The 16,519-nt window shown below is 36.0% G+C and carries 12 protein-coding genes; 3 read left to right on the top strand and 9 right to left on the bottom strand.

Translation table 11 applies throughout. From position 1 onward, the window contains the following. Positions 1-140: 140 nt before the first annotated feature. Positions 141-5,561: a T9SS type B sorting domain-containing protein gene (locus PXC01_RS03585; RefSeq protein ID WP_276471002.1), complete on the top strand. Its 5,421-nt coding sequence runs from the start codon at positions 141-143 to the stop codon at positions 5,559-5,561. A gap of 4 nt (positions 5,562-5,565) precedes the next feature. After that, positions 5,566-6,492 carry a PorP/SprF family type IX secretion system membrane protein gene (locus PXC01_RS03580; protein WP_276471001.1) on the top strand — a complete coding sequence of 309 codons (927 nt, stop codon included), beginning with the start codon at positions 5,566-5,568 and terminating at the stop codon, positions 6,490-6,492. Here the strand turns inward: PXC01_RS03580 and PXC01_RS03575 are convergent. From PXC01_RS03575 to PXC01_RS03555, 5 genes are all read right to left on the bottom strand, one after another. After that, entirely contained in the window at positions 6,489-7,550 is a 1,062-nt protein-coding gene (locus PXC01_RS03575) for a zinc-binding metallopeptidase family protein (protein ID WP_276471000.1), read from the bottom strand. The genes PXC01_RS03580 and PXC01_RS03575 overlap by 4 nt on opposite strands. 34 nt (positions 7,551-7,584) lie before the next feature. Beyond that, positions 7,585-8,427 carry a pseudouridine synthase gene (locus PXC01_RS03570; protein WP_276470999.1) on the bottom strand — a complete coding sequence of 281 codons (843 nt, stop codon included), beginning with the start codon at positions 8,425-8,427 and terminating at the stop codon, positions 7,585-7,587. Between the two features lie 75 nt (positions 8,428-8,502). Beyond that, the gene (locus PXC01_RS03565; RefSeq protein ID WP_276470998.1) at positions 8,503-9,408 is read right to left on the bottom strand and encodes a geranylgeranylglycerol-phosphate geranylgeranyltransferase; all 906 of its coding nucleotides are present in this window, start codon (positions 9,406-9,408) and stop codon (positions 8,503-8,505) included. A 13-nt stretch (positions 9,409-9,421) separates the two neighbouring features. Beyond that, entirely contained in the window at positions 9,422-10,360 is a 939-nt protein-coding gene (locus PXC01_RS03560; RefSeq protein ID WP_276470997.1) for a mevalonate kinase family protein, read from the bottom strand. Between the two features lie 147 nt (positions 10,361-10,507). Beyond that, on the bottom strand, positions 10,508-11,590 hold the full coding sequence (locus tag PXC01_RS03555) for a diphosphomevalonate decarboxylase (RefSeq protein ID WP_276470996.1): 1,083 nt from the start codon (positions 11,588-11,590) through the stop codon (positions 10,508-10,510). Between the two features lie 81 nt (positions 11,591-11,671). Between PXC01_RS03555 and PXC01_RS03550 the strand changes: the two genes are divergently transcribed. Next, entirely contained in the window at positions 11,672-12,145 is a 474-nt protein-coding gene (locus tag PXC01_RS03550; protein WP_276470995.1) for a TspO/MBR family protein, read from the top strand. Here PXC01_RS03550 and PXC01_RS03545 read toward each other — a convergent pair. From PXC01_RS03545 to PXC01_RS03530, 4 genes are read right to left on the bottom strand one after another with little or no spacing between them, the layout of a single operon-like run. After that, positions 12,142-12,681 carry a DUF1697 domain-containing protein gene (locus PXC01_RS03545; protein WP_276470994.1) on the bottom strand — a complete coding sequence of 180 codons (540 nt, stop codon included), beginning with the start codon at positions 12,679-12,681 and terminating at the stop codon, positions 12,142-12,144. The two genes, PXC01_RS03550 and PXC01_RS03545, sit on opposite strands and share 4 nt — an antisense overlap. 1 nt (position 12,682) lies before the next feature. After that, the gene (locus tag PXC01_RS03540) at positions 12,683-13,960 is read right to left on the bottom strand and encodes a BaiN/RdsA family NAD(P)/FAD-dependent oxidoreductase (RefSeq protein ID WP_276470993.1); all 1,278 of its coding nucleotides are present in this window, start codon (positions 13,958-13,960) and stop codon (positions 12,683-12,685) included. Further along, complete coding sequence (locus tag PXC01_RS03535; RefSeq protein WP_276470992.1) at positions 13,960-14,706, bottom strand: glycerophosphodiester phosphodiesterase; 747 nt, start codon at positions 14,704-14,706, stop codon at positions 13,960-13,962. Before PXC01_RS03535 ends, PXC01_RS03540 begins: the two co-directional genes overlap by 1 nt. A gap of 4 nt (positions 14,707-14,710) precedes the next feature. Next, the gene (locus PXC01_RS03530) at positions 14,711-16,486 is read right to left on the bottom strand and encodes an alpha-amylase family protein (RefSeq protein WP_276470991.1); all 1,776 of its coding nucleotides are present in this window, start codon (positions 16,484-16,486) and stop codon (positions 14,711-14,713) included. Between the last annotated feature and the right edge of the window lie 33 nt (positions 16,487-16,519).

Below are 16,519 nucleotides of genomic sequence, written 5' to 3'. Positions count from 1 at the left end.
GCCTAGGTCTCCCCTTATATCTACAGTGGCAATCAAAGAATTCTCTTACACAACCGTTTATCGCCTTTTCACAACAATTAATTTTAACACTTGTCATTCATAGGCATATTTGATGAACACACTTGATCAAACCAACCAAAATGTCATTTTTTAAAAAGAGTATCACCCTTATTCTTCTATTTTTAAGTATAAATCTTTTTGCTCAGACCACCCCGATACCAGACGGAAATTTCGAGCAGTTTTTGGTAGATACGGGCATTGACACCAATGGTGTTAATGGAAATATTCTAGATGTAGATGCTGAAGGTGTTACCAACCTTAATATTTCAAGAAATGATATCACCGATTTTAGTGGTTTAGAGGCTTTTGTAAACCTGATATCTTTAAATGCAGGTTCAAATCAATTCTTAACGCTTCCGTTAAACACTTTAACCTTATTAGAAGAATTAACTTTTAGAAACAATCAACAACTCGCCAGTTTAGATCTATCCCAAAATACCGCTCTAAAAGAATTTGAAATACGAGCAAGTTCCGCTGCACCTATACCTACAATACCAAGTTTAGATTTTTCTAACAACCTAGCCTTGGAAAAAATTAATGTATCAACTTTTGAAAGTATTACTTCCCTAACGTTGCCCACAACTCCAACTCTTGTAGATATTGACATCGCTCAATTAAGTGTTCCTGTTATAGACCTATCCTTACTTGAAGGTGATATTGACTTTAGAATTGTTGGAAGTAGAGTTGATGTCAACATTATTTATCCAAACCTAAGAACTGCACTTAAAAAACTAGAATTAAACAGTATTGATTTTCAAACGGTAGATGTCTCGGAAATGATTGCTTTAGAGAGGTTCGAATTATCGTCAACTAGTACTGAAAGTTTTCAGTTACCAAATACAAACACACTGACTTCCATACGCATATGGGGTCATGAAATCAATGTTCCCGTAGATTTATCAATAGCTCCAGAACTAAAATATTTAGACATTAGAAATAATTACGGAAGCACACCTTTACAGATTGATGTAACTTCTAATCTTGAATTGACCAGCATTAGTCTACCTAACAATTTAATGAATACAGTAGACTTGACGCAGAACAGTAAACTAACACGGCTTGATGTTTCAAGAAACAACCTTACAACAATAGACGTAACCCAAAACACATTATTAAATACGTTTGATGCCAATAACAATCAACTAAGTACTATAGACTTATCCCAAAACTTGGATTTGGAATATTTACGCCTTCATTTCAATCAATTTCCTGATTTAGATGTTACAAACAACATAGAACTTAGGCAATTAAACATTGGAAATAACTTGTTCACTACAAATGGTCTTGACTTAACCCAGAATGCTGAATTAGATATTTTATATGCGAACAATAATCAAATAGAATCTCTGAATATTGACCTAAATCCTGGTTTACGATTTTTGGATATTTCATTCAACTTGTTTCCGGGTACCAAAATTATAAACGATTTTTATGATAAAATAGTTACCAAAGCCAATCTTAGTGATGTCTATTTCAAAGCCAATAACAATTTACTAACTGGAGCTATTCCAGATTTTTATGCTATTTATACGGATAACGACCCTAGTACTACACAGCATAGGCGGTGGTGGTTTAATATAGAAAACAACTATTTCCATTTTGGAGATTTTGAAAATCAACATTTAGACCTTGTTGGCCTATTAACTACACAATCTATTGGTCCGTCAGCAGATGTAGTAATGAGAGACTACACCTATGCTCCGCAAGCGAAGGTCAATGCAATAGAATCTTTAACCGGAAATGCCGGTGACGACCTCATTTTGACCACAACGGTACGTGGTTCTCAAAATCACTACAAATGGTTTAAAGATGGCGTTGAGATAACCGATGCCCCAGATGCACCGGAACTGATTTTGAACGATATAAATACTTGTGATGCCGGGGTTTATCATTCAGAAATTACCAGTGAGCTAGTTCCATTTGAAAATTTAGATGCACCCGGCACCAATGGCAAAAATCTTTTATTGATCCGCAACGACATAACTTTGACCGTTAATGCCTCTAAAAATTGCGTAACACTTTTAAACCCTGCCAATAACGACATCAATGTACCTATAAATACAGGTATTGAATGGAACGACAACCCTGGGGCCTGCGATTACAAAATTACTGTTATGAACGTTGACACGGCTACTCCTATTGAATATGAAGGTAGCTCTATTATAGATTTAGATGTTGGAGATGTTACCCTTTTCAATTTTGACGCCAACTTACCTAGTAATACGGAAATATCCGTACAAATAACCCCATATTTTGACGATGGTGATTTTGGCGGATGTACTACAGAATCATTCAACACTAATTCCGATATTATAGCTACAGAATGTACCTCACTTGAATATCCTTTAAATAATGACACCAATGTACCTAGTACTATAACCAATATTTCTTGGTATCCGGCAAATGCCGCTGATAGCTATAAATTATCGATAACCTCAACAAGTGGTACGAACAATCTGGCAGAAACCAATATTGGCAATACGCTTTCACATTCATTTGCACAAGAATTTCCTGAAGGTGATATTGTTACGGTATCCATAACACCAACAAACTCTTTAGGAGATGCAATATGTTCTTCTGAAAGCTTCACCATTAAAAGCTCCGGACCTCAACCTCCTTTGTGCACTTCATTGATAAGCCCAATCAACAATGCGACAAATATTGCACCCAACACTAACCTTGAATGGAATACTATCGCAGATGCGGACGGATATAAGCTAACTGTTACAGCGAGCAGCAGCACCAATAACAATGTGACCGATCTAGACATTATATCAGGCAACACCTATGACTTTGCTAACGATTTTGAACCAGGTGAAACCGTTACCGTAAATATTGTCCCTTATAACTCCACAGGCAGCCCTATGGGTTGTGTTTCTGAAAGTTTTACTATAAAATCAATACCAAATTGCACTAATTTAACAGCACCATTAAATGGCGCTAACAATGCAGCCGTAAATACAAATATTGAGTGGGCAGAAGTTACTGACGCCAATGGTTATATTATATCTGTCAATGGTAGCATCAGTTCAGAAAACAATGTTAGTGAATTAGATATTACCTCAGGTAATAGCTATAATTTTGCCAACGAATTTGTACAAGGAGAAACTGTTACCGTAACCATAATACCATACAATGAAATAGGTGAAGCTATTGGCTGTAGTTCTGAAAATTTCACAATTAAACCAATTCCTTCTTGTACCAACTTAATAGCACCTGCCAACAATGACACCAATATTGATGTTGACACTTCTATCGAGTGGAATGCAGTAACGAATGCAGATGGTTATAGGGTCACCGTAATTGCCAGTAATAGTACCGCAAACAATATGACCGATTTTGAAATAACAACAGGTACAACTTTTGATTTTTCCAATGATTTTATACAAGGCGAAACGGTTACTGTTACCATAAAACCCTACAACGATAGCGGAGAAGCCTCTGGGTGTACATCTGAATCGTTTACTATAGTACCGCCACCGGTGCCTAACTGTACAACACTAATTACCCCTCTGAACAATACTTTAGATGCAGATATCGATACCGATATTAGTTGGAATGCCGTAACCGGAGCAACTGGCTACAAATTAACCGTCACCGCAAGTGAAAGCACTAACAACAACCTAACCGAGGTTGATGTTATCGCAACTTCTTATGATTTTACGGGTGATTTTATACAAGGTGAAACAATAACCGTAACCATAAAACCATACAATAATTCTGGTGAGGCAACCGGCTGTACTACAGAAACATTTACCATAAAACCAGTACCTACATGCACCAACTTAGCACAACCAATAAATGGTGATATTGCAGTTGTGACAAACACCTCAATCTCCTGGAATACAGTAACCGATGCTATTGGATACTTTGTAAACGTTTCAGGAAGCTCAAGTACAGCTAATAATGTAACAGATTTTAAAACCACAAACACCTCTTTAAACTTCTCAGAAAATTTCACCCAGGGAGAAACGGTATCGGTAACCATAACTCCATATAACGAATCTGGTAATGCCATTGGTTGTAATACAGAAAGCTTCACCATAGAAGCCGTACCTGCTTGTGCTACCCTAGTTTTACCGGCAAATGGTGCTATAGATGTGCCAGTGAACACTGATTTAGAATGGACAGAAGTTGCCGAAGCCGATGGTTATCTGCTCACCGTAACCGGTAGTTCTAGTTCAGCAAATAACATCAACGAACTAGATATTACTACTGGTAACACTTATACCTTTGCAAGCGATTTTGAACAAGGTGAAACTGTTGAGGTAATTATAAAACCTTATAATAATGCTGGCGAAGCCCTTGGATGTTCCTCTGAAAGTTTTAATATCAAGGCCATACCAAATTGTACAAATTTAATAGCTCCAATAGACGGTGAAGAATTGACGGAAGTAAATGAAATCTCATGGAACACCATACCTAATGCCAATGGCTACAAACTGACTATAACCGCAAATAACAGTACAGAAAACAATGTAACCAATTTAGAAATTACAGATACTTTATATGTTTTTCCTAATGAATTTAACCAAGGAGAAACCGTTACAGTAACTATTGTTCCATTTAATGAAGTTGGTGATGCCATAGGTTGTACTGCAGAAAGCTTTACCATTAGACCATTACCGTCTTGTACCAATTTGATCAGTGCTTTACAAAATACAAATAACGTTGCTGTAACCGCTGACATTGAATGGAATGCCTCTAACGATGCAGATGGTTATAGAATTTCTATAGGTACAAGCGCTAACGGTAATGATATTGTAAACAATGAAGATGTTGCATCTTTAACCAGCTACATATTAAATGAAGACCTGCCTTCTGAAACCTTGATTTTTGTAAGTATTATTCCCTATAACACCTCTGGAGATGCCATTGGTTGCAACTATGATAGTTTCACCACAGAAATCATTGCTCCTAATTGCTCATCCTTAATGAGTCCGGCAAACGGCGAAACCAATGTTCCTCTAGAGAGTACAATTACTTGGGAAGATGTCGATAAAATAGATGGATACCGTATCTCTATTGGAACCTCTCCGGAAACAAATGATATTGTTGACAATTTAGATATGGGTATAGCTACGCAATACACCCATGGCGAAGAGTTCCCGTTCAATACTGAAATTTACGTCACCATAATTCCTTACAACAGTGTTGGCGAGGCTATGGCTTGTGACCAACAAAGTTTTACCACTTTACTACCTGAGGATGAAACCAAATATGGCTTTTCGCCCGATGGTGATGGAATAAACGAGTATTGGCATATAGAGCATATTGAGTATTATCCCGAAAATGTCGTCAGCATCTATAACCGATGGGGAGACATGGTGTTTCAGATTAAAAATTACGATAATGCCTCTAACGTATTTTCAGGTACCGCCAATATGAGCACTAAATTGGGTGCGGATCAGTTACCGTCAGGTACTTACTTTTTCAACATTGAAATTGATGGTGAAACTATTTTAAGAAAAACACAAGGCTTCCTTGTTTTAAAGCGATAAAAACATGCAAAATTTATATAAGAACATCGCTTTAATGGCGTTAGTAAGCTTTGCCTTGATCAACAAAGGCACGGCACAACAAACCCCTACTTTTTCGGAATATAATTACAATCCGTACTTAATTAACTCGGCATTTGCCGGGTTGGCTCCAAGTGCAGAAATAGGCATTAGCAACACGGGCACCTTTAACCAAATTGAGGGTAGTCCCAAAAGCTTTGCATTAAGTTTTCACACGCCTTTAAATCGAGGTAAAATAGGTTTAGGAGCAGGATTAATAAGAGATGAAATTGGTGTAACCACCTCAACTAGTGCTTTTGCCACATACTCCTATAAAATTTTCTTTGATACAAAAAAGAATAGGCCCTACTGGCAAATCTATACTCCTAATTCATTATCATTTTCCATTTCACCTGGAGTACAACAATATCAAGATAACTTATTGGAATTAGGAATAATGGATGATCCTAATTTTGCAATGAACATTAATGCTACAGTACCAACAATAGGCTTGGGATTTTTATTGAACCTGGCAGACATTTATGTAGGGTTTTCAACACCTAACGTAATTGGCGACATGCTCGTTTCAGATGATAATGTAGAAATAAATGTTCCCTATTACGGATATTTAGGCTATCGTTTTTTCTCCAATAAATTTGAAGAACTAATGATAAAGCCCAACTTATTGCTGAAATATGAAAATGGCGCGCCCTTTCAAATAGATATGAATATAGCCGTAAGCTTTAAAAATCGTTTTGAATTAGGTACAGGCTATAGGTCCAACTCATCAATAAATTTACTGGCCGGTGTATACTTGTTTAAAAATATAAGGGCAATTTATAGTTATAATGTAGCCACTAACAATTCTACATTAGGAAACACCCATGGTATTATTGCTACCTATCGTTTTGGGCAAGGGTTTAGTAGAGATTAAATACCTTTCAACAATTTATGAATGAACTCTAATTTTTTCTCTACAGGTTTTGAGATTATAAACGGATAGGGATCGTCTTCTCCCAAAGAACGGTTCATACTATTAAGTGTAAATAAAAGGGGTATACCTGTTTCCATTATTCTACTAAAATCAGTAACGGTATATGGATCAAAAGCAGCATTCATTTTCAGGCTTTTCTTAGCAATTATTTTAGGATTTGATTTGAGACCGAAATTATAGGCGGTTTCCAATACATCAGTCAAGTGCAAGTAATGGGACCACGTTTCTGCCCAATCTTCCCAAGGGTGGGATGATGCATATTTACTTATAAAACTTTGTTGCCAATTTGCCTTTGGACCATTATTATAATGGGTGGTCAATGCATCTGCATACGATTGAGATTCATCACCAAAAATGCTCCTAAAATCCGCTAAAACCTCCGGATTATCACGAATTAGCAAATCCCAATAATAATGTCCCACCTCATGTCTAAAATGACCGAGCAAAGTTCTATACCGCTCTGCCATTTGCTGTTTTACCTGCTCGCGAACAACAGGGTCCGCTTCCGCTATCATAAGGGTAATTACACCATTTGCATGACCCGTTTTTAATCCTTTTGATTCTTCTGGAAGCTCATCTTTCTCTAAAAAATCAAAGCAAAAACCTTTCTCATTATCTACTGTTTTACTAACTACCGGCAGTCTAAAACGTAATAATTGATATACCAATCTATGCTTGGCAACCTCAATATGTTTCCATTTTTCTAGATTATCATCATCTAAAAGATGCGGAATTGTTCTGTTTAGGGTACAGGCAAGGCAGAATTTGCGACCTCTAGAAACGTCTACCAACCAGTTACAGACCGTGTGCTTATAGTTCTCACAATATTCATAGGTCTTCCCGTCCAGTTCCTTAACCTGCCATGTAGTGGCGATTGGATCTAATGATACAATTTTATTATAATATGAAGAATAGCCAAGTTTAAAACCGCAGTTTAAACAAATTTTATTCTCAAAAACAACCGTATTCTTACAATTGGTACACTGAAATAATTTCATATGCTATAGCCTTTATTAAGACAAGGAGCATGTACTATTTGATCATTTTGAAATTAATGATTTCTTGTTCTGTCAAATATCTCCAATGCCCTCTTGGTAAATCTTTTTTGGTAAGACCACCATAAACTACCCTATCCAATTTTTGGATTTTATATCCTAAGGTTTCAAACAAACGCTCTACAATTTTATTTCTAGAACTATAAATTTCAATACCAACTTCCCTTTTGGGAGCATCAGCAATGAAACTAATATCCTGTACACGAACTACTTTTTCATCTATAACGACCCCTTCTTGAATTTTCTTTAAATCAGCACTTCGTAATTCTTGCTCAAGTACTAAATGATATATTTTGCGTAGACCGTTGATAGGGCTTTTTAACGTCTTGGTCATATTACCATCATTGGTAAACAAAAGTAAACCTGTATGTTCTTTTTCCAATTTATCAACGGGTAGTAATTTTGACTTAGAAGCACTTGATATTAACCCGGAAACATGTCTCTTGCCACGCTCATCCCTTATCGTAGTAACGAAATCCTTGGGTTTGTTCAAAAGCACATACTCTCTCTTAACGGGATTCAATAACTGACCATCAAATTTTACCTCATCGCTCAATTTAACCTTATAACCCATTTCAGTTATAGGCTTACCATTTACAGTTACATTACCGGCAGCAATATAAATATCCGCATCTCTTCTTGAACATACTCCAGAGTTGGCCACATACTTATTTAATCTTATTGAATTTGGATCTTGGGGCTTCGCAGGCGTTACGTTTTTCTTTATGGGCGCATTTCCACGAGCATAGCTCTTCTTTTTGAAATTACCCCCTTGCCTTCCTGAAGCATTTTTTCCCCTACTAGAATCATCCCTACTCATAACTGTACTAATTTTGTACAAAGGTAGGAAATTGCGTTGCGGTTCAAATAGTTATATGTAACATATTACGAACAACTATACTATTCTATTTAAAACAAGGTGCACATCTATTAAAAGAATACCAAAAACTCCCATAACTATGATGAGTTTTAATATGTTGTGCAGCCAAACATAGTCTTTCCGCGCGTTTGCCTTAAATAAAAGAACTATAAACAATACCAGTAATATGACACACAATATAAAATAATAGTTCATATAACCCACGTCAAACTTAAAAATCAACAAAAGGGACGGTACTAAGGTCAAAAAGATTAATGTACAAATGAAAAATTTAGAAGTTCGGGCACCATAAATTATTGGTATAGTTCTATAATTCTGAGCTAAATCTCCTGATATATTTTCCAAATCTTTCACCATTTCACGTGCGAGAATCAACAAAAAGAGAAACACCGCATGTACAAAAATTACCGGTTGAATATTCTTATAATAAACAAATACTACAAAAAAGGGCGTAATGGCCAGTGTAGCCGATATAAAGTTTCCCAAAAATGGAATTCGTTTTAACTTATGTGAATAGATCCATATCCCAAAAATGTAAGATGAGAAAAAGAATACCGCTTTAAATGAAACATAGCTGGCGACCACCACTGCCAAAAAATTTAGCACAAAATAAGTTGTTAATTTAAACCGCTGGCTTACCAAACGATCCAACATACTTTTTCGTGGTTTATTGATAAGGTCTTTCTCTGCGTCGTAAAAATTATTTATAATATAACCACCTGCAATAACCAAGGCAGATGCCAATACAATAACAAAAAGGTTAATATCAAAAACAACTTTACGGACCGGAAGCTCTGGAGCAAGTATATAAATAGACGCCAAATATTGAGCTAGCGCTATAACTAAAATATTATAACCTCTAACCACTGAAAAAAGACTCAGTACTTTTAAAAGTAAGAGTTTATTTCTTCTATTAAGCATTTATGAAAATTACCTAAAAATTATAGACTACTTCTAATTTATAGTCTTTTAACGCAGTTTTAGCTTTTTCAAAATCTTCTGTAAAACCTAATATGTAACCACCACCACCTGAGCCACAAAGCTTTAAGTAATAGTCATTGGTGTCTATTCCATTTTTCCATAAAGCATGGAATTTAGCAGGAATCATAGGTTTAAAATTATCAAAAACAACATGTGAAAGTTGTTTTAAATTACCGAACAAGGATTGAATATTGCCATTCACAAAATCTTCTACACAGGCATCTGTATGTTTAATGAACTGGTTTTTCAACATACTCCTAAAACCATCATTTTTCATTTGTTCCATGAAAATCTGAACCATTGGAGCGGTTTCACCAATAATGCCGCTATCTAACAGAAACACTGCTCCTTTACCTTCTGCATTTTGAGAAGGAATACTAGTAGATTCAATATTATCTTTAGAATTTATAAGTATTGGCAGGCTTAAATAACTGTTCAATGGATCTAGACCAGATGATTTTCCGTGAAAAAATGATTCCATTTTACCAAATATCGTTTTTAGCTTCAACAGTTTTTCCCTAGTTAAATTCTCTAATACCGTTATTTTATCCTGCGCATATTTATCATAAATAGCCGCTACCAAGGCACCACTACTGCCTACACCATACCCTTGGGGTATAGAACTATCAAAATACATACCTGCTGCAACATCTTCTTTTAGCAGGTCTAGATCAAAAGAAACCAAACTTGGCTCTTTTGTTGTAAGCTCCTCCAAATACAAAGCAAAAGACTCTAAACTTTTATTAGATTTTGTTGCCTCTTTTGATACGCTGGCATCGGATTTCAAAGCACCCTTATAAAAGTTGTAGGGAATAGATAATCCTTTGGAATCTTTAATGATACCATACTCTCCAAAGAGTAGAATTTTTGAATAAAAAAGGGGTCCTTTCATTTTTTAAATACTAAGCAAACATTCAAACTTATATAAATATAGTCAAAGATCTACATAAAGTTGAACGTTTTACCTTAAAAGGTTAAACAAATTGTGCAGACCATTTCCTTACAAACGTTTTTTGTAAAGAAATAGTACTTAAATTAACTACAACTTCTTAGCGCCCAGACCAATTCGATCACAAATATACTGTCCATTTTGACAATAAGAAACTAACTTATCTTTTATAAACGGAAAAACAATATCTTTTTCATTTTCAGGATATAAGACATGAACATTTGCTCCTGCATCTAGAGTAAAGCAAATATGGGTTTTAGATGCCTCTCTAAATTTCCAAATCTCATTGATTATAGAAAGTGTATTTGGTTTCATCAATATAAAATACGGATTGCTCGTCATCATCATGGCGTGCAATGTAAGTGCTTCACTTTCCACAATATTTATAAAGGAATCTAGGTCTCCTTTAGATAAAATGGACTTTAACTTCTCTAAATTACTATGTGCTTGGTCAAACCGCTGCGTAGCGAACGGGTGCCCGTGCATTAACTCATGACCCACCGTACTACTTACCTGCTTTTCACCTTTATCTACCAATAAAATGGTGTCGTGAAAATTACCAAACACCTCATGTACATTATAAGGATACTTTATTCCAAATAAGTTGGAGCTTCCTTCCATTGAGGATGTTTCTCCCCATTGCACCAAAGGTCCTTCAATACTGCGACATGCACTACCAGAGCCTAATCTTGCCAAAAATGAAACCTTACGGTTAAAATGCTCTTCTGAAAGAGTCTTTAGAAACGTTCTTTCCATCTCCATAAAACATAAAGCCAAAGCAGACATACCACTAGCCGATGATGCAATACCACTGCTATGCGGAAAAGAATTTGATGTTTTGATTACGAAGTGATACTCTTTTAAAAATGGTAGATAGACCTCTATTCTCTTTAAAAATGTATTGATTTTTGGCTTAAACTCTTCTTTTGCCTCTCCCTCAAAAAAAAGATCGAAAGAAAACTCATCAGCTTTATTATCCTTTTTTTTATAGTGTACACTAGTTTTAGTAACACAGGCAGCCAAAGTAAAACTGATAGAAGGGTTTGCCGGTATCTGATTTTCTTTCTTTCCCCAATATTTTACCAAGGCAATATTACTAGGAGAAGAATATGACACTTCACCTTCTTCTTTCAATAATATATATGGGGCTGGAATAAAATCTTTTTCTGACATTGAATTTTCAATTTGTGCAAATATAGTTTTTAGGCTTATCAATTAAAATAAATCCTTATTTTAGAGCTAAACGCCAACCAATTGAAAAGAAAACTTACATATGTAATTATTGGAATTCTCATATGCTCAACTATTGGGTTTCTAAGTAGTGTGGTTACACAAAGCTCTGTAAATACTTGGTACATGACATTGAACAAGCCAAGTTTTAATCCTCCAAACTGGGTTTTTGCCCCTGTTTGGAGCGTACTTTACATTATGATGGGTATTTCTGCCGGTTGGGTATGGGCCAAAGGCTTTCACCATAAGTGGGTCAAGACCGGCCTTTATCATTTTGGCTTTCAATTACTTTTAAACGGTTTGTGGAGCATTGTTTTTTTTGGACTTAAACAGCCCCTATTGGCCCTATTCATCATTATAGCGCTATTAATTGTTCTGGCACTTACCATAAAATGGTTTAAGGTTGTCAGTAAATTTGCGGCGTATCTATTGACCCCATATTTTCTGTGGGTATGCTTTGCTACGGCACTAAATTTTAAAATATGGGAATTGAACTAAACGGACAGTTCTAACATCTTACTCATTGTCCTATAATTTCTTGTAGTTGCCTCAACCTTTAACTTACGCTCAACAAGATTATTATTCAATTTCGCTTTACCATAACCTGCTGTACATTTTAAAAAAATACAGTCATTGGCAACTAAAAAGTCTTCAGTTTTAAAAGTCTCTTTGCTTAATTTTTCTACAGCTTCTACGCTTGGCACCTCTTTTAACAAAACAAAGTAATTTTGCTTTTGCAAATGCTCATCATCTGTTTTAAACGGATTACGATCTAATAGTTCTTTTAATTTAGAAATGGTCATCACTATGACCGGAACGTCAAAATTAAAATGGTTCTGAATCGCTTTAGCTATCAGATTTTCCAATTCTTTGGAATTTTCCAATTCACTTCTAAATACCACATTACCACTTTGTATGTACGTTTTAACGTCTTCCAATTTTTGCTTGGAGAGCAATTCTTTTAACCCGGCCATTTGAATTTTATGCCTACCGCTTACATTGACACCTCTTAGAAATGCTATATAGGTTATCATATTATTGGGAATTTGAATTTAAATCCTCAACCACGGCTTGGGCTGCAATATAACCACCTGTCCATGCATTTTGAAAATTGAATCCGCCGGTAATGGCATCTACATTTATAACTTCACCTGCAAAATATAGACCTGCCAGCTTTTTACTTTCGTATGTCTTAAAGTTAATTTCCTTTAAATCTACACCTCCGGCAGTGACAAACTCTTCTTTAAAAGTACTTTTACCATTTACTTGAAAAATGCCCGCAGTCAATTGTTCTGCTAATGAAGTTAGGTGTTGCTTTGAAACTTCTGGCCAGGTCATATCATCAATACCAGCTGCCTGTACCAAATTTGCCCATAAGCGTTTGGGAATGTCAAGAACTTTAGTTCTTAAAACAGTCTTCTTTTCTACCTGCTTTACCTTTAAAAACAACTCTAACAATCCGTTTTGATGATATTCCGGAACCCAATTCACCTGAATTTTAAATTGGTAATTGTATTGCTCCAATATTCTTGCGCCCCATGCAGATAACTTTAAAATAGCTGGTCCGCTCATACCCCAATGAGTTATCAATAATGGCCCGTCCGAGAATAGGACCGGCGCATCAAATTTTGATTTCAATGAATTTTTACCAAAATTCTTTTTCGGTAGTACCCTTACCTCGGCATGGGTGGCTATTCCAGGAATATTCCCTATACGCCTATCTTTTATATTGAACGTAAACAATGAGGGAACGGGCGGAACAACAGTATGCCCCAATCCTTCAACATACTTCCAGATTTTTGGATTACTCCCAGATGCCAACATAAGTTTTTTACCGTACATGTGACCATCACCAATGGCAACCTTCCATATTACCTCTTTCTCCTCTTTAATTTGCTCTATACCGGTTACAGAACAAAGTGTTTTCACCTGTATACCTAATCTATCTGCCTCTGAAAGAAAACAATCAATAATAGTTTGTGAAGTATTGGTTACCGGGAACATTCTACCATCTTCCTCAATTTTTAAGGCAACTCCCCTTTCTTCAAAAAAGCCCACGGTATCACCACTTGCGTAAGTATGAAATGGTCCTAAAAGTTCTTTCTCACCTCTTGGATAGTTCTTGCTTAAATCTGCGGGATTAAATTCTGCATGTGTAACATTACAGCGGCCACCACCAGAAATTTTCACTTTAGTGAGAACATCTTTGCCACGTTCCAAAATTGCAATTTTTGTATTCGGCCTTTTTTCGGCAATGTGTATTGCAGTATAAAAACCTGCTGCCCCACCACCAACTACTAAAACGTCGTACATTATTTAATCCGTTCAGGAAAGTTGGTGATTATTCCATCTACACCTATATTTTTCATAGCATTAATATCTGCAGATTCATTAACTGTCCAAGTATAAATTTTAAGTCCGGCATTTCTAATTTCATTAGCTTTTTCTATGTCTAGATTCTTGAAATAAGGATTAATAGCTACCGCATTCAGCTCTTTGGCCACAGGTATGGCATCAACCGGGTCTTCTTCTGTCAATACCGCAATTGCAACATTAGGGTTATACTTACGCATTTCACGTAGTTCATCCCAATTAAAGCTAGAGATGATAAAATTATCTGCGCTCCAATTTCTTTTTTCTATATAGGCATTCATTATATGGTTTACCCTATCTGCAGTACCTGCGCCTTTTAACTCTATATTTAAGGCTACTTTATTGTCGATCAACTTTAAAACATCTTGAAGCAAAGGAATTTTATGGCCACCGTCAACGATCACTTTCTTTAAATCAAAAATATAGTATTCTTCAATATTGCCAGGGGCATTGGTCAACCTATCAAGCTTATCATCATGAAAAACCACGATCTCGCCACTTTTAATTTTAAAAACATCGATCTCTATCATATCTACACCCAGATCCATTGCTTTTTGAATTGACGGCAAAGTGTTTTCAGTTTCGTGGCCCATGGCTCCTCTATGACCAATAACTAAAGGTTCTTTTTTCATATGACAAGATGCTATGGTGAAACAAATGATAACTAAAGCTATTTTTTTAAGCATTGGTTTATGATTTTATTTCAAAAATAAAGGATTCTAAAGGATTTAAGTCAATAGAAATATGACCTTCGCCATTTTCTACACGTAAAGAATTTACATGGCCATAGAGAGCATCGTGCAATGGATAAATTCCTTCTTTTAATTTCCATAGATTCACCAAATCTACAGGTATTTTCAAATCGAACGAAAAATGGTCGTTTACATCAAAGTTTGAAACTATTATTAATTTTTGATTCTGAGACCAACGTACATATGACAATACACGGTGATTATAGTTTTCGGTAATTTCTTTGTTATAAAAATGAATCTCCCTATATGCGCCCATTAAGGCCTCACTTGTTATGGTGAAGTTTAACAATCGCTTATAAAAATCTCGCAAAGCCTTTTCTTCGGGGGTAGATTGGCCGCCATCAAACTTTTTATTATTGACCCATCTTTGGTGATGCGGCACACCTATATAGTCAAATATGGAAGTTCTTGACGGACTACCGAAACCTGCATGTTCCGCCGCCGGCTCTCCTACCTCTTGACCAAAATATATCATTGTAGGAGATGTACTTATGGTAGCGGAGACAACCATTGCCGGTCTACCAATTTCGGCATCACCAACAAACTCAGGACTAGCAATACGTTGCTCATCATGGTTTTCCAAAAAGTGAAGCATATGATGCTCAATATCCTGCAAACCATTTTGTACAACCGGTAAATGATCAGACCAACCATAACCTTTCATGATATGTTTAAGTCCATCATAAAAGTCTACCTTATCATATAAATAGTCCATTTTACCCTTGTGGATGTAGGTTCTATATAAATCTGGATTATAAACTTCTGCCATTAAAAAAGCATCAGGGTTTTCCTTTTTGATAGATGAGTTCATAAAACTCCAAAATTCAACCGGCACCATTTCCGCCATATCATACCTAAAACCATCAACGCCCATTGCCAACCAATATAATGCAATATCCCTAAATTTTCTCCAAGAACTTGGCACTACTCTTTTCTTCCAAAACTCAAAATGCTCATTACAATCCTTTTCTCCATAATCATTGGGCAACATATCAAAATCCAATCTACCGTCTGGTCTTACCCCGTAATTTATTCTTACGGTTTCATACCAATCGTTCATATCCGGTTGGGGACTGCGAGAACCGTTACCTGTCCACTTTGCAGGTATCTCTTCTAATTTTGAATACGAAAAATTTGGCAAATTACCACCCAACGGCACATAACCCTCTCGCCAATATGGAGTTTTAAATTCCGTTCCCGGGATGTAATAAAAGTTGTTATCTTTTTGATATTCTACCGATGTATCATCTCCATACCCAAAATCAGAAACACCTTTAGGATTTGTTTTACCCTCATACTTTCTGGCTACGTGATTAGGTACAATATCTATGATTACTTTCATACCCGCTTTATGGGTTCTATCTACCAAAGACTTGAACTCTTTTAACCTTTTTGAAGGGTCTTTCGCCAGGTCTGGGTTAACATTGTAATAATCTTTGACTGCGTAAGGTGATCCTGCCCTACCCTTGACCACGTCTGGATCGTCGTTAGCAATACCAATTTCAGTATAGTCATTGATAACCGCATGATGGGGAATACCGGTAAACCAAATATGCGTAACACCTAATCCTTTGATTTCTGTGAGTGCCTTTTTATTAAAATCGGCAAACTTACCAACCCCATTCTGCTCAATAGTGCCCCAAGGTTTGTTGTTTGTATTTGTATTACCAAAGAGTCTGGTAAATACATGATAAATTACAATCTTACTATTCATGGGGCAGTTCAATTTTTAATTTTATACTATTAA

The sequence above is a fragment of the Maribacter huludaoensis genome (assembly GCF_029350945.1).
In the GTDB taxonomy this organism is placed as follows: Bacteria; Bacteroidota; Bacteroidia; order Flavobacteriales; family Flavobacteriaceae; genus Maribacter; species Maribacter huludaoensis.
Note: the sequence above shows the minus strand (reverse complement) of the source record. Positions and strands in the feature narration are given on the sequence as shown.